Source organism: Natrinema sp. 1APR25-10V2 (genome assembly GCF_031626495.1).
GTDB lineage: Archaea > Halobacteriota > Halobacteria > Halobacteriales > Natrialbaceae > Natrinema.
In genome coordinates, this window is sequence record NZ_JAMQOJ010000003.1 from 327,178 (window position 1) to 342,072 (window position 14,895).

The 14,895-nt window shown below is 63.6% G+C and carries 25 protein-coding genes and 1 pseudogene; 22 read left to right on the plus strand and 4 right to left on the minus strand.

The annotated features are described in order from the left end of the window. Position 1 precedes the first annotated feature (1 nt). Genes NDO75_RS10995 through secY form a run of 19 tightly spaced genes read left to right on the plus strand, consistent with a single transcriptional unit; the run spans position 2 to position 10,454 of the window. The gene (locus NDO75_RS10995) at positions 2-481 is read left to right on the plus strand and encodes a 50S ribosomal protein L22 (protein WP_310906274.1); all 480 of its coding nucleotides are present in this window, start codon (positions 2-4) and stop codon (positions 479-481) included. Next, on the plus strand, positions 481-1,449 hold the full coding sequence (locus NDO75_RS11000) for a 30S ribosomal protein S3 (RefSeq protein ID WP_310906275.1): 969 nt from the start codon (positions 481-483) through the stop codon (positions 1,447-1,449). Before NDO75_RS10995 ends, NDO75_RS11000 begins: the two co-directional genes overlap by 1 nt. Continuing rightward, the gene (gene rpmC / locus NDO75_RS11005; RefSeq protein ID WP_310906276.1) at positions 1,449-1,673 is read left to right on the plus strand and encodes a 50S ribosomal protein L29; all 225 of its coding nucleotides are present in this window, start codon (positions 1,449-1,451) and stop codon (positions 1,671-1,673) included. Before NDO75_RS11000 ends, rpmC begins: the two co-directional genes overlap by 1 nt. Positions 1,674-1,680: 7 nt before the next feature. Then, a complete protein-coding gene (locus NDO75_RS11010; protein ID WP_310906278.1) occupies positions 1,681-2,133 on the plus strand; it encodes a ribonuclease P protein component 1 in 453 nt (150 codons plus the stop codon). Beyond that, positions 2,124-2,561, plus strand: coding sequence for a 30S ribosomal protein S17 (locus NDO75_RS11015; protein ID WP_310906280.1), 438 nt, complete (start codon positions 2,124-2,126; stop codon positions 2,559-2,561). The genes NDO75_RS11010 and NDO75_RS11015 overlap by 10 nt, the downstream gene beginning before the upstream one ends. Next, the gene (locus tag NDO75_RS11020) at positions 2,561-2,959 is read left to right on the plus strand and encodes a 50S ribosomal protein L14 (protein ID WP_006180012.1); all 399 of its coding nucleotides are present in this window, start codon (positions 2,561-2,563) and stop codon (positions 2,957-2,959) included. Before NDO75_RS11015 ends, NDO75_RS11020 begins: the two co-directional genes overlap by 1 nt. A 2-nt stretch (positions 2,960-2,961) precedes the next feature. Then, a complete protein-coding gene (rplX, locus tag NDO75_RS11025) occupies positions 2,962-3,318 on the plus strand; it encodes a 50S ribosomal protein L24 (RefSeq protein WP_310906289.1) in 357 nt (118 codons plus the stop codon). Then, the gene (locus tag NDO75_RS11030) at positions 3,315-4,016 is read left to right on the plus strand and encodes a 30S ribosomal protein S4e (RefSeq protein WP_310906290.1); all 702 of its coding nucleotides are present in this window, start codon (positions 3,315-3,317) and stop codon (positions 4,014-4,016) included. Before rplX ends, NDO75_RS11030 begins: the two co-directional genes overlap by 4 nt. After that, positions 4,013-4,555, plus strand: a complete 543-nt coding sequence (locus NDO75_RS11035; protein ID WP_310906292.1) for a 50S ribosomal protein L5 — start codon at positions 4,013-4,015, stop codon at positions 4,553-4,555. Before NDO75_RS11030 ends, NDO75_RS11035 begins: the two co-directional genes overlap by 4 nt. Continuing rightward, positions 4,548-4,730 carry a 30S ribosomal protein S14 gene (locus NDO75_RS11040; protein WP_130498710.1) on the plus strand — a complete coding sequence of 61 codons (183 nt, stop codon included), beginning with the start codon at positions 4,548-4,550 and terminating at the stop codon, positions 4,728-4,730. The genes NDO75_RS11035 and NDO75_RS11040 overlap by 8 nt, the downstream gene beginning before the upstream one ends. A 1-nt stretch (position 4,731) precedes the next feature. Further along, a complete protein-coding gene (locus tag NDO75_RS11045; RefSeq protein WP_097378332.1) occupies positions 4,732-5,124 on the plus strand; it encodes a 30S ribosomal protein S8 in 393 nt (130 codons plus the stop codon). Between the two features lie 2 nt (positions 5,125-5,126). Next, positions 5,127-5,660, plus strand: coding sequence for a 50S ribosomal protein L6 (locus NDO75_RS11050; protein ID WP_310906294.1), 534 nt, complete (start codon positions 5,127-5,129; stop codon positions 5,658-5,660). A gap of 3 nt (positions 5,661-5,663) precedes the next feature. Continuing rightward, the gene (locus NDO75_RS11055) at positions 5,664-6,380 is read left to right on the plus strand and encodes a 50S ribosomal protein L32e (protein WP_310906295.1); all 717 of its coding nucleotides are present in this window, start codon (positions 5,664-5,666) and stop codon (positions 6,378-6,380) included. Next, on the plus strand, positions 6,373-6,822 hold the full coding sequence (locus NDO75_RS11060) for a 50S ribosomal protein L19e (protein WP_310906296.1): 450 nt from the start codon (positions 6,373-6,375) through the stop codon (positions 6,820-6,822). Before NDO75_RS11055 ends, NDO75_RS11060 begins: the two co-directional genes overlap by 8 nt. Next, positions 6,822-7,370, plus strand: coding sequence for a 50S ribosomal protein L18 (locus NDO75_RS11065; RefSeq protein ID WP_310906297.1), 549 nt, complete (start codon positions 6,822-6,824; stop codon positions 7,368-7,370). The genes NDO75_RS11060 and NDO75_RS11065 overlap by 1 nt, the downstream gene beginning before the upstream one ends. Further along, the gene (locus tag NDO75_RS11070) at positions 7,367-8,026 is read left to right on the plus strand and encodes a 30S ribosomal protein S5 (protein WP_310906299.1); all 660 of its coding nucleotides are present in this window, start codon (positions 7,367-7,369) and stop codon (positions 8,024-8,026) included. Before NDO75_RS11065 ends, NDO75_RS11070 begins: the two co-directional genes overlap by 4 nt. Then, entirely contained in the window at positions 8,026-8,493 is a 468-nt protein-coding gene (locus NDO75_RS11075) for a 50S ribosomal protein L30 (protein ID WP_310906301.1), read from the plus strand. Before NDO75_RS11070 ends, NDO75_RS11075 begins: the two co-directional genes overlap by 1 nt. A 2-nt stretch (positions 8,494-8,495) precedes the next feature. Then, a complete protein-coding gene (locus NDO75_RS11080; protein ID WP_310906303.1) occupies positions 8,496-8,993 on the plus strand; it encodes an uL15m family ribosomal protein in 498 nt (165 codons plus the stop codon). Positions 8,994-8,996: 3 nt separating this feature from the next. Next, positions 8,997-10,454 (plus strand): preprotein translocase subunit SecY, encoded by a 1,458-nt coding sequence (secY, locus tag NDO75_RS11085; RefSeq protein ID WP_310906304.1) that lies wholly within the window; start codon positions 8,997-8,999, stop codon positions 10,452-10,454. 156 nt (positions 10,455-10,610) lie between these two features. Here secY and NDO75_RS11090 read toward each other — a convergent pair whose 3' ends face one another. The 4 genes and pseudogenes from NDO75_RS11090 to NDO75_RS11105 form a co-directional block, all read right to left on the minus strand. Continuing rightward, complete coding sequence (locus tag NDO75_RS11090) at positions 10,611-11,312, minus strand: hypothetical protein (protein WP_310906305.1); 702 nt, start codon at positions 11,310-11,312, stop codon at positions 10,611-10,613. 57 nt (positions 11,313-11,369) lie between these two features. Next, positions 11,370-11,725: pseudogene (locus tag NDO75_RS11095) on the minus strand (helix-turn-helix domain-containing protein). 118 nt (positions 11,726-11,843) lie between these two features. Then, a complete protein-coding gene (locus tag NDO75_RS11100; protein ID WP_310906307.1) occupies positions 11,844-12,128 on the minus strand; it encodes a hypothetical protein in 285 nt (94 codons plus the stop codon). Between the two features lie 173 nt (positions 12,129-12,301). Continuing rightward, positions 12,302-12,790 carry a twin-arginine translocation signal domain-containing protein gene (locus NDO75_RS11105; RefSeq protein WP_310906308.1) on the minus strand — a complete coding sequence of 163 codons (489 nt, stop codon included), beginning with the start codon at positions 12,788-12,790 and terminating at the stop codon, positions 12,302-12,304. Between the two features lie 101 nt (positions 12,791-12,891). On the opposite strand from NDO75_RS11105, the gene NDO75_RS11110 reads away from it, so the two are divergent. From NDO75_RS11110 to NDO75_RS11120, 3 genes are all read left to right on the plus strand, one after another. Then, the gene (locus NDO75_RS11110; protein WP_310906309.1) at positions 12,892-13,977 is read left to right on the plus strand and encodes a DUF3179 domain-containing protein; all 1,086 of its coding nucleotides are present in this window, start codon (positions 12,892-12,894) and stop codon (positions 13,975-13,977) included. Then, the gene (locus NDO75_RS11115; RefSeq protein WP_310906310.1) at positions 13,974-14,576 is read left to right on the plus strand and encodes a hypothetical protein; all 603 of its coding nucleotides are present in this window, start codon (positions 13,974-13,976) and stop codon (positions 14,574-14,576) included. The genes NDO75_RS11110 and NDO75_RS11115 overlap by 4 nt, the downstream gene beginning before the upstream one ends. A gap of 82 nt (positions 14,577-14,658) precedes the next feature. Continuing rightward, positions 14,659-14,889, plus strand: a complete 231-nt coding sequence (locus tag NDO75_RS11120; protein WP_310906311.1) for a hypothetical protein — start codon at positions 14,659-14,661, stop codon at positions 14,887-14,889. The last annotated feature ends 6 nt before the right edge of the window (positions 14,890-14,895 follow it).

Here is a 14,895-nt window from a genome sequence, read left to right on the forward strand (position 1 = left end):
CATGGGAATCAACTACTCAGTCGACGCGGATCCGGACACCACGGCGAAAGCTATGCTCCGGGAGCGTCATATGAGCCACAAGCACAGCAAGGAGGTCGCCCGCGAGATCAAGGGCCGAACCGTCGGCGACGCGCAGGCGTACCTCCAGGACGTCATCGACAAGACGCAGTCGGTCCCGTTCAAGTCCCACAACGCCGGTGCGGGTCACCGCTCCGACGTCGAGGGCTGGGACGCCGGCAAGTACCCGGAGAAGGTCTCCGGGGAGTTCCTCGATCTGCTCGAGAACGTCTCGGCCAACGCCGATCACCAGGGATTCGACGCCGAGTCGATGGAGATCGTCCACGTCGCCGCCCACAAGGTCGGCGAATCGGTCGGTCGCAAGCCCCGCGCGATGGGGCGGGCGTCGTCGTGGAACACCCCCCAGGTCGACGTCGAGATCGTCGTCGCAGAACAGACCGAAACCGAGGAGGACGAGAGCTAATGGCTGACGAACATCAATTCATCGAGAACGGCCTGCAGCGGTCCCAGATCGACGAGTTCTTCCAGGAAGAGCTCGGCCGCGCGGGCTACGGTGGCATGGACGTCGCCAAGACGCCGATGGGAACCCAGATCGTCCTCAAGGCCGAGAAGCCCGGGATGGTCATCGGCAAAGGCGGCGAGAACATTCGGAAAGTGACGACCGCCCTCGAGGAGAAGTTCAACCTCGAGGACCCCCAGATCGACGTGCAGGAGGTCGACGAACCAGACCTGAACGCGCGGATCGTCGCGGACCGACTGGCGAACGCACTCGAGCGCGGCTGGTACTTCCGAAAAGCCGGTCACACGACGATCGACCGGATCATGGAAGCCGGCGCGCTCGGCGCGGAGATCGTCCTCTCGGGGAAGGTCACTGGCGCGCGATCGCGCGTCGAGAAGTTCAACCGCGGCTACATCAAGCACAACGGCGAGCCCGCCGAAGAGGTCGTCGACCACGGCCAGGGCGTCGCGGTCATGAAACTCGGCACCATCGGTGTCGACGTCAAGATCATTCCGCCGGGAGCCGAGCTCCCCGACGACTTCCATGTCAACGAGGACATGGACCCCGAAGAGCTCGTCCCCGACGCCGTCGAGGCCAACGAGGCCGAGGGCGTCGAGGAGCTCCTCGAGGGCGAACCCGAAGAGGCAGAAGCCGCCGAGGGCGGTGCCGAGGCCGCGGCCGACGAAGCGGCCGAGCCCGTCGACGAGGACGTCGAGGAAGTCATCGAAGAGGAAGTCGCTGCTGACGCCGACGAGGAGTTCGAAGAGGTCGAGGTCCCCGGCGGCGACGAAGCGGTCGAGGAAGAACTCGAGGAACTCGAGGAAGACGTCGAGGCGGAAGCCGAGGAACTCGTCGCGGAGATGGAAGACGAGGAAGCTGCCGACGAGGAAGCTGCCGACGAGGAAGACGCAGACGAGGGAGGTGACGCCTGATGGCGATTCTCCACGTCGAAGAGATCCGCGACATGACGCCCGCCGAACGGGCGGAGGAACTCGAGGAACTCGAGACCGAACTGCTGAACCAGAAATCCGTCCTCGCCGCCGGCGGGGCCCCGGAGAACCCGGGCCGTATCGGCGAGATCAGTCGCACCGTTGCGCGGATCAAGACGATCCAGCGTGAAGAGGGCGACCTCGAGGACGACGCAGACGAAGAATAACACGACGATGGCACTGACACCCGAGACGCTGCCGCGACACGAACTCAACGGACTCCCCGTGCGAGTCGTCGAGAGCGACGACTCCTCGCGGGTGGGTCTGGAGGGCCGCGTCGTCATCGAGACGACGAAGACCCTCTCGATAGAAGTCTGCGTTCCGCCGGAGGCGGAACGATGGCGAGGCGGTGCAACCGCCGAGCGTCGAGACGGCGAGTCTCGGGTCGTAATGGTGCCAAAATCGGGCTCGACGTTCGAGTTCGCGATCACAGATGAAGCCGCCGACTCCGCCAAGGAGTCGGGGACTGCGTCCAAACTGGCCGACACTCAACCTGGGATGTCCGAGCAATCGAACGTCCCGGACAGTGCTGGCGAGGACGTAGCCTACGTTACGGTCGATGGATCGCGGCTGCTCTCACGACCCGCCCGACGCACGGAAACGAATGGTGACTCACCATGGCAATAGGACTAGACGTTGAAACCCCTCCGGAACCCGAAAACCCGGAGGAATACGACTACGAGAAGTGTCCGTTCTACGGCGAACTCTCCGTTCGAGGTCAGATCCTCGAGGGGACCGTCGTCTCGACGGACATGGACAAGACCGTAGTCGTCGAGCGAGAGTACGATGTGGCGGTCCCGAAGTACGACCGACACATGAAACGTCGCTCGCGCATCCCGGCACACGTACCGGGCGTGCTCGAGCCCCTCTCGGTCGGTGACACGGTCAGAATCGCAGAGACCCGACCACTGTCGAAGACGAAATCGCACGTGGTCGTCGAAGTAACCGAAGAAGCGACCGCGGAGGACCTCGCCGAGCTCACGAGCCAGGCAGAGCCCGAGCCGGAGCTCTCCGACGAGGACTTCGCCGCGGACGAAGACGAGGGTGATCAGTGATGGAGGCGATGAAAGCCGACGTCACGCAGGGCCTGAAGAAGGGTTCGCTGGTCACGTGCGCCGACAACACCGGCGCGCGCGAACTGAAGGTCATCAGCGTCGCGGGCTACCACGGCACCAAGAACCGCCAGCCGAAGGCGGGGATCGGTGACAAGGTGACCGTTTCGGTCACCAAGGGTACCCCGGAGATGCGCCGACAGGTCCTCGAGGCCGTCGTCGTCCGCCAGCGGAAGTCGATCCGCCGGCCCGACGGCACGCGGCTCAAGTTCGAGGACAACGCGGCGGTCATCATCGACGAGAACGAGGAGCCCCGCGGCACCGAGATCAAGGGGCCGATCGCCCGCGAAGTCGCAGAGCGCTTCGGAGCAATCGCCAGCACGGCGACGATGATCGTATAGATATGAGCAAGCAACCACACAAACAGCGAACGCAGACGGAGCGAGCGCCGCTGCACAAGCGACAGAAGCAGCTCCACGCGACGCTGTCCGACGAGCTCCGCGAGGAGTACGACACCCGTCGAACCCGCGTCAACGCGGGCGACACGGTCGAGGTCATGCGCGGCGACCACGCCGGCGAAGAAGGCGAGGTCCTGCGCGCGATCCTCGAGGACGGGACGATCCACGTCGAGGACGTGACCGTCGAGACGGCCGACGGCGAGGAAGTGCCGCGGCCGCTCGACCCGTCGAACGTCCGGATCACGGAGCTCGATCTCGAGGACGAGCGTCGCGAGGCGCGTCTCGAAGGTGATAGCGAATGACGAAACACCAGAAACGACTGTCGGTACCGAAGTCCTGGCCGGTCGAGCGAAAGACCGAGACCTTCACGGTCAAGGCCGACGCCGGCCCGCACGGCGAAGACGGCGTGCCGCTCGTCGTCCTCCTGCGGGACGTGCTCGGCTACGTCGACTCCCGGAAGGAAGCCCGATACGCCCTCTCCGAGGACGCGATCCTCATCAACGGGGACTCGATCAACGACGAACAGCGCCCGATCGGCATGTTCGACATCGTTGCGTTCCCCGGCCGCGATGAGTACTACCGCGTCTTCCCCGACGAGGGCGGTCGGCTCGCGCTGACCGAGATCGACGAGGACGCGGCCCAGAGCCGCCTCGGCAAGATCGAGGGCAAACAGCAGGTCCCGGGCGGCGACACCCAGCTGACGCTGCACGACGGGACGAACGTCATCGTCGACGACGACGAGTACGAGACGAAAGACTCGATCGTCGTCGACAACGACGACAAATCGATCGTCGCGCACTTCCCCTACGAGGAAGGCGCGCTCGTGACCGCCGTCCGCGGCAACCACGGCGGCAAGATCGGCGAGATCGACGCGATCGACGTGACTCCGGGCAGCGGTCCGAACCGAGTCGGCGTCTCCACGGACGACGACGGCTTCGAGACCGTCGAGGAGTACGTCGTCGTGATCGACGAGAACTTTACCGGAGGTGACGACGAATGAGCAGCGAATCCGACTCCGGCGCGGACTTCCACGAGATGCGCGAACCGCGCGTCGAGAAGGTCGTCGTCCACATGGGCGTCGGTCAAGGTGGCCGCGAACTCGGCAAGGCCGAGGACATCATCGAGGAGGTCACGGGTCAGGAGAGCGTCCGGACCCAGGCGAAGAAAACCGAACCCGACTTCGGCATTCGCCAGGGCGACCCGATCGGCACGAAGGTCACCCTCCGTGGCGACGACGCCCACGAGTTCCTCGAGACGGCGCTGCCGCTGACGGACATCTCGCCGGCGCAGTTCGACGACACGGGCAACTTCAGCTTCGGCGTCGAGGAACACACCGACTTCCCCAGCCAGGAGTACGACCCGAACGTCGGGATCTACGGGCTCGACGTCACCGTCAACCTGGTGCGTCCGGGCTACCGGATCGCCAAGCGCGACAAGGCCACCCGCTCGATTCCGTCGAACCACCGACTGACCCCCGAGGACGCACTCGCGTTCATCGAGGCGAACTTCGACGTGAACGTGGAGGCAGACGATGAGTGAAAGCGAAACAGAAAACGACCGCACGGGCGAGCACGCGGCGAAACGGACGGGACAGATCGAGTCCTGCCAGCGCTGCGGCCGCGAGCAGGGACTTGTCGGGAAGTACGACATCAATCTCTGCCGGCAGTGCTTCCGCGAGATCGCCCGCGACATGGGATTCAAGAAGTATCGATAACATGACCGGAAACGATCCACTCAGCAACGCGCTCTCGGGACTCGACAACGCCGAGAGTGTGGGTCATCTCACCCACGAGGTAACGCCCGCCTCGAACGAGATCGGCAGCGTGCTCGAGGTCTTCTACGACCGCGGGTACATCGACGGCTTCGAGTACGTCGACGACGGTAAAGCCGGTCAGTTCGAGGTCGAACTGAAAGGAGCGATCAACGAGTGCGGCCCCATCAAGCCCCGCTACGCCGTTGGCTCCGAGGACTTCGAGAAGTGGGAGAAGCGCTATCTCCCCGCTCGAGACTTCGGTGCCCTCGTCGTCACGACGAGCAGTGGCATCATGAGCCACTACGAGGCGCGCGAACAGGGTATTGGGGGCCAGGTGATCGCGTACGTCTACTAACAATGCGAGTCGAACTGGAAATTCCCGAAAACGTAACCGTCGAGGTCGATCGGTTCGACGTGACCGTCGAAGGACCGGAAGGCAGCGTTACACGCCGCCTCTGGTACCCCGACGTGACCGTCGATGTCGACGACGACCAGGTGGTCATCGAAAGCGACGCCGAGGACGCGAAGACGAACTCGACCGTCGGCACCTTCGAGAGCCACATCACCAACGCCTTCCACGGCGTGACCGAGGGCTGGGAGTACGAGATGGAGGTCTTCTACTCTCACTTCCCGATGCAGGTCCGCGTGGAGGGCGACGAGGTCGTCATCGAAAACTTCCTCGGCGAAAAGGCACCGCGACGAACGACTATCCACGGTGAGACCGAGGTTGCCGTCGACGACGAGCAGCTCGTCCTGTCCGGTCCGAACAAGGACCACGTCGGACAGACGGCGGCCGACATCGAGCAGCTGACGAAGGTCAGCGGCAAGGACACCCGCATCTTCCAGGACGGGGTCTATATCACCAACAAACCCGCCAAAGGAGGTGCCTGATAGATGGCAGACGAAAACGACGAACCCCAGACGCTCGAGGACATCAGCGGCGTCGGCGAGAGCAAGGCCGAAGCCCTGCGCGAAGCCGGCTTCGAGTCCATCGAGGACGTCAAGGAAGCCGATCAGGACGACCTGGCCGATGCAGAGGGCATCGGGAACGCGCTCGCGGCCCGCATCAAAGCCGACGTCGGTGACCTCGAGGTCACCGAAGAGACCGAGGCCGAGATCGAGGACGAGGGCGTCGAGGAAGAAGAACCGGCCGAAGAGGTCGAGACCGAACTGCAGCCCCGCGGGCTGACCGAGAAGACGCCCGACCTCTCCGCGGACGAGGAGCGACTCCTCAACCGCCGGCAGAGCGAGGGGAAACCGCAGTTCAATCGACAGGACTACCACAAGAAGAAGCGCACGCCGGAATCCTGGCGCCGACCCCGCGGCCAACTGTCCAAGCAGCGAAAGGGCATCAAAGGCAAGGGGCCGAAGGTTCAGGCCGGCTACCGCACGCCCAAAGAAGTCCGCGGGAAACATCCCAGCGGCTTCGAGGAGGTCTACGTCGAGAACCTCGACGATCTCGAGGGCGTCGACGGCGACCGCGAGGCGGTCCGGATCGCGTCAGCGGTCGGCGCGCGCAAGCGCGAACGAATCGAAGAACAGGCCGAGGAACAGGGCGTTCGCGTCCTGAACCCGACCTACGAAGAAGTCGAGGTGGAAGCAGATGACTGATCTCTCCGCACAGAAGCGACTGGCTGCCGACGTCTTGGATGTCGGTCAGAATCGCGTCTGGCTCGACCCCGACGCACAGAGCGACATCGCCGAAGCGATCACCCGCGACGAGATCCGCGAACTCGTCGACGAGGGCCGCATTCGGGCTGCCGACTCGTCGGGCAACTCCCGCGGTCGCGCCCGCGAGCGCAACGAAAAGCGTTCCTACGGCCACCGGAAGGGTCAGGGCAAGCGCCGCGGCAAGAAGGGCGCACGCCAGAACGAGAAAGACGAGTGGCAGAACAAGATCCGCGCACAGCGACGGAAGCTGCGCGAACTCCGCGACAAGGGCGAGCTGACGCCCACGCAGTACCGCGAGCTCTACAAGAAGGCTGGCGGTGGCGAGTTCCGCAGCGTCCGGTACCTGTTGAACTACATCGACGACAACTACGGTGACCAATAATGGCGACAGGACCACGATACAAAGTACCGATGCGGCGTCGCCGTGAGGTCCGGACGGACTACCACCAGAGGTTGCGCCTGCTGAAATCGGGCAAGCCCCGCCTCGTTGCTCGCAAGAGCAACAAGCACACTACGGCGCAGCTGATCACTCCCGGACCTCAGGGAGACGAGACGCTCGCGAGCGCACACTCGAGCGATCTCGAGGAGTACGGCTGGGACGCCCCCACGAGTAATATTTCCGCGGCCTACCTGACCGGCCTGCTGGCCGGCCAACGAGCCGTCGACGCCGGTCTCGAGGAAGCGGTCCTCGACATCGGTCTCAACACGGCGACGCCCGGGAACAAGGTGTTCGCGGTGCAGGAGGGGGCGATCGACGCCGGCCTCGAGATCCCGCACAACGACAGCGTGCTGGCTGACTGGTCGCGTACCCGCGGCGAGCACATCGCCGAGTACGCCGAGCAGTTAGACGAGCCGCTGTACAGCGGCGACTTCGACGCGACTGAACTGCCGGAACACTTCGACGAGGTACGAGAGGCGATTCTCGAATGAGTGGAAACAACTACAACGACAGTGGATGGGAACCCGTCACCCGTCTCGGCCGGATGGTCCAAGAGGGCGAAATCGACGACATGGAGACCGCTCTCAACTCGGGCCTCCCGCTGAAGGAACCCGAACTCGTCGACCAGCTCCTCCCCGGACTGGAAGACGAGGTGCTGGACATCAACATGGTCCAGCGGATGACCGACTCCGGACGGCGCGTGAAGTTCCGCTGCGTCGTCGCCGTCGGCAACCGCGACGGCTTCATCGGCTACGCGGAAGGCCGTGACGATCAGGTCGGGTCCGCCATCCAGAAGGCGATCGGTATCGCGAAGCTGAACATGATTCAGGTGCCCCGCGGTTCGGGCTCCTGGGAGGACCGCTCGGACCGGCCCCACTCGCTGACCCGACGAACGACCGGCAAGGCCGGCTCCGTCGAGGTCGAGGTCATTCCGGCCCCCGAAGGGCTCGGCCTGGCCGCCAGCGACACCGTCCGTCACGTCCTCGAGCTGGCCGGAATCGAGAACGCCTGGACCAAGAGCCACGGCAACACCCGAACGACGGTGAACCTGGCGAAGGCGACGTTCAACGCCCTCGAGAACGCATCGCAGTCGCGACGACCGCGTCGAAACCGCGGCGGCCGTGAGGAAGCCGAGGTGAGCGAGTGATGAAGGCGATCGTCCAGATTCGCGGCGAAGTGAACCGACAGGAGGACGTTCAGGACACCCTGTCGATGCTCAACATCCACAACGTCAACCACTGCACGCTCGTCCCCGAGACCGACGCCTACGAGGGGATGATCGCGAAGGTCAACGACTACGTCGCCGTCGGCGAGCCCGATGCGGACGTGCTCGAGACCCTGCTCGCGAAGCGAGCCGAGCCCCTCGAAGGCAAGCAGGCGGACGTCGACGAGGAGTGGCTCGCCGAGAACACCGACTACGACGACTTCGGCGAACTGGCCGAGGCGCTCCTCGCAGAGGAGACGACACTTCGTGACGAGGGACTGTCACCGACGCTTCGACTTCACCCACCGCGGGGGGGTCACGACGGTATCAAAAAGCCGACCGTCGAGGGCGGCCAACTCGGAAAGCATACAACGGGGCAGATTAACGACCTGCTAGAATCGATGCGATAACCATGACGAGCAAAAAACGACGCCAGCGCGGATCGCGGACCCACAGCGGCGGTTCCCACAAGAATCGACGCGGTGCGGGCCACCGCGGTGGCCGCGGCCGTGCCGGGCGCAGCAAACACGAGTTCCACAACTACGAACCGAAGGGCAAACACGGCTTCAAGCGACCGCACGACATCCGCGAGGACGTCGCCGAGATCGACGTCCAGAAGCTAGACGAGGACGCGATCCTCTACGTTGCGGACGATCTCGCCGAGGAAGCCGACGGCGGCTACGAACTCGACGCACGCGATATCGTCGAGGACGGCCACGAGGTCGACGTCGTCAAGGTCCTCGGATCGGGTCAGGTTCGCAACGAGCTGACCGTCACCGCGGACGCCTTCTCCGACGCAGCGGAAGAGAAACTCGAGGCCGCCGGCGGCAAAGCGGTCCTCTCCGAGCGCGGCGAGGAGCGGGCGGCCGAGGACGAGGCCGAAGCCGACGCTGAACAGGACGAGGAATAACGTATGGGATGGAAGGAAGCCGCTGAACCGGTCTTGACGCGGATGCCAGCAGTGCGCCGTCCGGAGGGGCACGTCCCCTTCAAGCGGAAGCTGATGTGGACGGCGGGTATCCTCATGTTGTACTTCTTCCTGACGAACATCTCACTGCTCGGAGTGCAGTCCGGCTCGGAAGACTTCTTCGGGCAGTTCCGCGCGATCCTTGCTGGCTCGCAAGGGTCGGTGTTGCAGGTCGGTATCGGACCGATCGTCACCGCGAGCATCGTCTTACAGTTGCTCGGCGGTGCGAATCTGCTCGGCCTCGATACGGACGATCCGCGGGATCAGGTCCTCTATCAGGGCCTCCAGAAGCTGCTGGTCGTTCTGATGGTGATCCTGACCGGGCTTCCGATGGTGTTCGCCGGCGGCTTCCTGCCAGCGGTACCCCAGTTGCAACTCGGCGGACTCACGCTCGAGGGGACGCAGCTCCAACTGCTGATCTTCGCCCAGATCTTCGTCGGCGGCGTCCTCATCCTCTACATGGACGAGGTCGTCAGCAAGTGGGGTGTCGGCAGCGGGATCGGCCTGTTCATCATCGCCGGCGTGAGCCAGCGGCTCGTCACCGGGTTCATTCAGCCCGCAGCGGGCGGCTTCTTCTTCGACTGGTACCGCATCCTGACCGGTCAGGTCGAGGTCGGCTCGATCATCTCCGGCGAGGGGCTGCAGACGCTGCTCATCAGTCAGGGGCACATCATCGCCCTGCTGACGACGCTGCTGATCTTCGGGATCGTCGTCTACGCGGAGTCGGTCCGCGTCGAGATCCCGCTCAGTCACGCCCGGGTCAAGGGCGCACGCGGTCGCTTCCCCGTGAAGCTCATCTACGCGAGCGTCCTGCCGATGATCCTCGTTCGCGCAGTGCAGGCGAACGTCCAGTTCATGGGCCAGATCCTGAACCGGCAGCTGGCGAGTATGCCCAGTTGGCTCGGCGTCTACTCGCAAGGCCAGCCGACCGGCGGGTTGTTCTACTACCTCGCGCCGATCTACTCGCCGCGGGATTGGATGTGGTGGACGGCGAACGTCGCCCAGGAGTGGTGGCAGGTGATGATCCGCATCGGCATCGACGTCACGTTCATGGTCGTCGGCGGTGCGATCTTCGCCATCTTCTGGGTCGAGACGACGGACATGGGTCCCGAATCGACGGCCAAGCAGATCCAGAACTCCGGGATGCAGATCCCCGGCTTCCGACAGAACGTCGGCGTCATCGAGAAGGTCATGGAGCGATACATCCCGCAGGTGACCGTCATCGGCGGCGCACTCGTCGGCCTGCTGGCCGTCTGGGCCAACATGCTCGGCACCATCGGGAACGTCTCCGGCACGGGCCTGCTGCTCGCGGTCTCTATCACGTACAAGCTGTACGAGGAGATCGCCGAGGAGCAGCTCATGGAGATGCACCCGATGATGCGCCAGATGTTCGGCAACGAGTAACGAATATCTGGACTCTTCTCCGTTATTTTCGGCGGATCAGACACCTCTATTTCGGTCTGACCGTGTCGACGAGTGGTGGTCGCAGTGACCGCCCGCAAATTCCTGTGGTTTCAGTGCCACGAGTTCGACGGTCATTTCCATCTCGTTCGGGGTGGACTAAAGCCGTACTATGCACTCACGGGCGTCCGGAAGAACCACGACTGGACCAACGAAGGCAAGCCGTCCGGCACTTTCGAGGCCGGCGGAGAAACCTGGCGGGTCTGTCTCGACAATGATGACCAGCTGATTCTCCCGTGGGATGATCCGTTCTACAAGCTCGAGACGGCGTATCTGTACCGACTCTACTTCGTCTGCGAAGACGAACCGTACGACGGCGAACGGGCCGATCGGAGTCAGCGAATGAAGGGCGGGACAATCACGTTCCGCCCTCGCTGGCCGGACATGAAGCGCCGAGAGAAAGCCGACAGTGACGGCGATGGTGAATGGACTGGTCCTGTAAAAGACGTGAACGGTTACATGGACCTCGGCGTTCCGTACGTCGACGCTCAGGGACAGGAATCGAATATCGAATTCGATCGCTACTCCCACCTGCTCGCTGAGGCCGCAGCGACCTTCGGGATACCGCGTCGGTACTTCGACGAGTTCTGCCAAACCAGCAACATCGTCGATGTGGCGGTATATGTTCGACTCCAGCGATCGGAGTCGGGACCGATCTATGCGGCAGATGGGCCGATCGCTCGAATGCATTCGCTCCTCGAGTCCGATCGGTCGGGGTATCGGAAACACGTCGAGGACGACCGGGAACGTCCTGGCGACTACGTGACCAGTGTCGTTAACGAGGCGGGTCGGGAAGATCATTCGTGGTCACGAGATCGGGAAAGAGATCAAGCACTACTACATAAAGGATCCCGATAACTACGATCCCGACGAGTTCGGGTGGCACCCGATATGAGACTCAATTCGATCGTGGGCCTGTGCCGCCCACTGATCGATGGACGAGTGCAGTAGTGTCTTGGCCTCCGGAAGCGGAGTCGGAAAGTATGGTAGACATATCCACCGCCATCCAATATCTTCCGGTCGCGCTGGATGAGTCCCGTCTCGGAAAGCGCCGAAAGAGATCGGTTTACGCTGCTCCGATCGCGGTCGAGGTCTACGGCCAGTTCGGTCGTCGTGCTTCCCGGCGCCTCGAGCAGCGCAAAGTAGGTGCGACGCTCGTGACTACTGATCCCGAGCACGCACTCGAGCACCTGACCGAATTCGGGGTCGTCGATACGAACGGGTTCAGTTACTTCCGTACGCTGATCAGCGGTGGCTGCCGCCGACGTTTCGAGCTGACGGTGTCCTGTCGGCTGTACACTTCCAGTACCGGTACTGCCACTCCGCGGTCTCTCACTCATGGGACGGCACCTCGAGTCCGCCGGCGACGTCCGGCTCCCGATCTGACGTCGCGAGTCTGTATCGCTCGAGACAGGATCGCATCTCTTCCGTCGTACTATATTTGAGGAGTTTGACTGGCGTATCGCAGTAGTACGTCTCATCGTGCTTGCGAACGACCATTCGAATCGATTTCCCGAGAAGATCGATTTCGATTACGACTCGATTCCCCGTGTTGACCTCATCGAGAATCTCCGTTGCGGTCAGCTCTCCTCGCTGGACGTAGAGTGTGTCAGTCATCTGTATTACGTTCGAGCAGCGATCAGCGGGTTGAGTCTACCAGTCCGGATCATTCTGCTGCGTTCTATCAAAGCCGCAAATCTCTGCGCTACCGATTTCGGTGGTTCGAGCCGCAGTTGGATCATCTGGTGATCGTCTCACATATCCCTTCGTCGGGCCAGCATCAAATAGTGTCAGGTAGCCGAGTAGTAACCCCATTTCGGTGGTAGGAATCGGCACCCGGGTGAGCGCCGATGCGATCGAATCCCGTCTCGACCGGCGATCGCTGCGATGAGGCGAGTCGCCGCGTCATCCGCAGTAACAGTTGTCCCCAGGGCAGAACGTCGGCTCCCGATCACCGACGGAGAGACCTCGACGTCGGTTCCGTACTGATTGGCCGGGAACAACGGGGTCGTATCGATGAAGACGGTCTCGATCAGTTCGTCGGCGGCGCCGTCGATGACGCTCATCGTTCGATCGGCGTTGTTGAACACGTACACCGTGGGCGCTTGACTTCCAGTCGAGTCCGAAAGACAGCCCGACAGCGTCGCTGTCGCGCCGATCGCAGCGGAGGACCGCAGTACTCGGCGTCGATCGATGCCGTTCCGGAACGGGTTCTTCGCCGCCGGATTCGCTCGATTCTGCGCTGCCTCGCCGTCGCTGTTCCCGTCTGTGAGATGCACGCGATGGTTTCGTCGGACGACGCTAAAAATCGATACGGGGCTGTGCGTCGATCACGCACGGCCGACGCCGGGTTATCTGCGATGAGCCCCTTTCGACACCTATGCGCGACGGACGACGCAACACCCTGTCGAGACGTCGCACTATCGGCGCTGCCGGTAGCGTCGCGTTCGCGGTGCTGGCGGGCTGTCTGGACGGCTCAGGTGCATCAGATCGCGAAGCGACGTCGATGAGCGGCCCGCCCCTTGCCGACCGATCGCTTCCCGAGGAGTACACGACCGACGAACTCGAGGACGCGAGCCTGTCCGGCGGCCCGGGACAGGACGACATCCCGTCGATCGACGATCCCCAGTTCTCCTCGGCCGACGATCCGCCCGCGAACCTGGCCGCCGGCGATCCGGTCTTCGGGGTCGAGTTGAACGGGAACGCGAAGGCGTATCCGCAGTATGTACTCGTGTGGCACGAGGTCGTGAACGACGTCGTCGGTGGCGAATCGGTCGCAGTGACGTACTGTCCGCTGACCGGGACCGCACAGGGCTTTTACCGCGGTGAAAGCGAATTCGGCGTCTCCGGCCGACTGGTTAACAGCAACCTCGTGATGTACGACCGCGGGACGGAGACGTGGTGGCCCCAGATGCTCGCGCGGGGTATCCGCGGTCCGAACGAAGGGGAATACCTCGAAGAGTTTCAGGTGACTTGGACGACGTGGAAACGATGGAGCGACCGGCACCCCGATACGGCCGTGCTCACGGAAGACACCGGTCACATCCGTAACTATGGCGACGATCCCTACGGCGGATACAATCCCCGGAGCGGCTACTACGAGGACGAGAACACGCTGTTCAGTCCTCTCGCGACCGACGACCGATTCCCCGCGAAGCAGGTCGTCGTCGGAGCCCGGAACGCCGACGGTTCTGTCGCGGTTCCCAAGACGACCCTCCGCGAGCGCTCGGTCGTCGACGGATCTGTAGGCGGCGTTCCGCACGTGACCGTCTACGACAGAGACCTCGATGCGGGCCACGTGTATCGAAATCCCGACGATCGAACGGTCGAGTACGACGGCGACGCCGTCACCGTCGACGGTACCGCGCACGAACCGACTGCGCTGCCGCTCGAGCGCGAAATCGGGTTCGACGCGATGTGGTTCGCCTGGTACGGCTACTACCCGTCGACGGAGGTCCACGCATGAGTACCGAGAGCCGATTCGAGCTACACCCGAAACGACGACTCGACGAGACGCTGGCCGCGATCGCCCTCGTCTTCCGCCGATACGACTCGCTGGCGATCGCCGCCGTCGTCTCGGCGGGCTACCTCGTGACCTTTCTCTGGGCCACCGGCGACCTCGCATTTCGGCCCGACGTCGCGGCGAACCTGATCGTGGTCGACGATCCGCTCGTTCGAGCGTTCGAACGAACCGGCCCCGCGTCGTTCGAAGCCGTCGCACTTCTCGACACCGGCGTCGTTCGAATCCTGATCGCGCCACTCAATATTGCGATCGGTCTCTCGATCGCCGGGCTCGTCGGCGTCAACCTCGGGCTGACCTACCTCGCGGTCGTGCAACCGGCGGCCTGCGGGCTCGGCGCGGGAGCCGGTCTGTTCGCCTCGGCGCCCGCGTTACTGTCGGGAACGGTTTGCTGTGGCCCCGTCGTTCTGATCGCCCTCGGTGTCCAGGCGAGCGGCTTCCTGTTGACCCTGTTCGTGTGGGTGTTGCCGCTGGGAATCCTCCTGCTGCTTTCGAGCCTGGTGTACGTCGCCGGGAAGATCGACATCGCCGGAGCATCGCAGTGAGGGTGCCAACGAGGCGACGCAGCCCTCCCGGAAACGGACACCGGTCGGCGGAGTTACGGGGTGTCGGTACGGAGGCCGTACCGTGACTGCCTCGAATTCCGAGTCGCCGCCCTCGAGTTCGGCAGTCCCCGACCGGATGCCGAGACTCTGGACGCTCTGGGCGGCCGCGCGACCCAGCCAACTCGGGCTCATCGCGGTAGTCTACGCACTCGGTGTCGGAATGGCGACTGCGGGACCACCGCTGGTCGCGCCTGAATCCGCACCCGTCGACGCGAATTCAGCCCCGTTTTTCGAGGCCGTTTCGGGGGGCTGATCGCAC

What these genes read in the sequence shown, in the direction of transcription:
- NDO75_RS10995 (WP_310906274.1), top strand. Translation starts at nt 2, where the DNA reads ATGGGAATCAACTACTCAGTCGACGCGGATCCGGACACCACGGCGAAA.
- NDO75_RS11000 (WP_310906275.1), top strand. Translation starts at nt 481, where the DNA reads ATGGCTGACGAACATCAATTCATCGAGAACGGCCTGCAGCGGTCCCAG.
- rpmC (WP_310906276.1), top strand. Translation starts at nt 1,449, where the DNA reads ATGGCGATTCTCCACGTCGAAGAGATCCGCGACATGACGCCCGCCGAA.
- NDO75_RS11010 (WP_310906278.1), top strand. Translation starts at nt 1,681, where the DNA reads ATGGCACTGACACCCGAGACGCTGCCGCGACACGAACTCAACGGACTC.
- NDO75_RS11015 (WP_310906280.1), top strand. Translation starts at nt 2,124, where the DNA reads ATGGCAATAGGACTAGACGTTGAAACCCCTCCGGAACCCGAAAACCCG.
- NDO75_RS11020 (WP_006180012.1), top strand. Translation starts at nt 2,561, where the DNA reads ATGGAGGCGATGAAAGCCGACGTCACGCAGGGCCTGAAGAAGGGTTCG.
- rplX (WP_310906289.1), top strand. Translation starts at nt 2,962, where the DNA reads ATGAGCAAGCAACCACACAAACAGCGAACGCAGACGGAGCGAGCGCCG.
- NDO75_RS11030 (WP_310906290.1), top strand. Translation starts at nt 3,315, where the DNA reads ATGACGAAACACCAGAAACGACTGTCGGTACCGAAGTCCTGGCCGGTC.
- NDO75_RS11035 (WP_310906292.1), top strand. Translation starts at nt 4,013, where the DNA reads ATGAGCAGCGAATCCGACTCCGGCGCGGACTTCCACGAGATGCGCGAA.
- NDO75_RS11040 (WP_130498710.1), top strand. Translation starts at nt 4,548, where the DNA reads ATGAGTGAAAGCGAAACAGAAAACGACCGCACGGGCGAGCACGCGGCG.
- NDO75_RS11045 (WP_097378332.1), top strand. Translation starts at nt 4,732, where the DNA reads ATGACCGGAAACGATCCACTCAGCAACGCGCTCTCGGGACTCGACAAC.
- NDO75_RS11050 (WP_310906294.1), top strand. Translation starts at nt 5,127, where the DNA reads ATGCGAGTCGAACTGGAAATTCCCGAAAACGTAACCGTCGAGGTCGAT.
- NDO75_RS11055 (WP_310906295.1), top strand. Translation starts at nt 5,664, where the DNA reads ATGGCAGACGAAAACGACGAACCCCAGACGCTCGAGGACATCAGCGGC.
- NDO75_RS11060 (WP_310906296.1), top strand. Translation starts at nt 6,373, where the DNA reads ATGACTGATCTCTCCGCACAGAAGCGACTGGCTGCCGACGTCTTGGAT.
- NDO75_RS11065 (WP_310906297.1), top strand. Translation starts at nt 6,822, where the DNA reads ATGGCGACAGGACCACGATACAAAGTACCGATGCGGCGTCGCCGTGAG.
- NDO75_RS11070 (WP_310906299.1), top strand. Translation starts at nt 7,367, where the DNA reads ATGAGTGGAAACAACTACAACGACAGTGGATGGGAACCCGTCACCCGT.
- NDO75_RS11075 (WP_310906301.1), top strand. Translation starts at nt 8,026, where the DNA reads ATGAAGGCGATCGTCCAGATTCGCGGCGAAGTGAACCGACAGGAGGAC.
- NDO75_RS11080 (WP_310906303.1), top strand. Translation starts at nt 8,496, where the DNA reads ATGACGAGCAAAAAACGACGCCAGCGCGGATCGCGGACCCACAGCGGC.
- secY (WP_310906304.1), top strand. Translation starts at nt 8,997, where the DNA reads ATGGGATGGAAGGAAGCCGCTGAACCGGTCTTGACGCGGATGCCAGCA.
- NDO75_RS11090 (WP_310906305.1), bottom strand. Translation starts at nt 11,312, where the DNA reads ATGATCTTCCCGACCCGCCTCGTTAACGACACTGGTCACGTAGTCGCC.
- NDO75_RS11100 (WP_310906307.1), bottom strand. Translation starts at nt 12,128, where the DNA reads ATGACTGACACACTCTACGTCCAGCGAGGAGAGCTGACCGCAACGGAG.
- NDO75_RS11110 (WP_310906309.1), top strand. Translation starts at nt 12,892, where the DNA reads ATGCGCGACGGACGACGCAACACCCTGTCGAGACGTCGCACTATCGGC.
- NDO75_RS11115 (WP_310906310.1), top strand. Translation starts at nt 13,974, where the DNA reads ATGAGTACCGAGAGCCGATTCGAGCTACACCCGAAACGACGACTCGAC.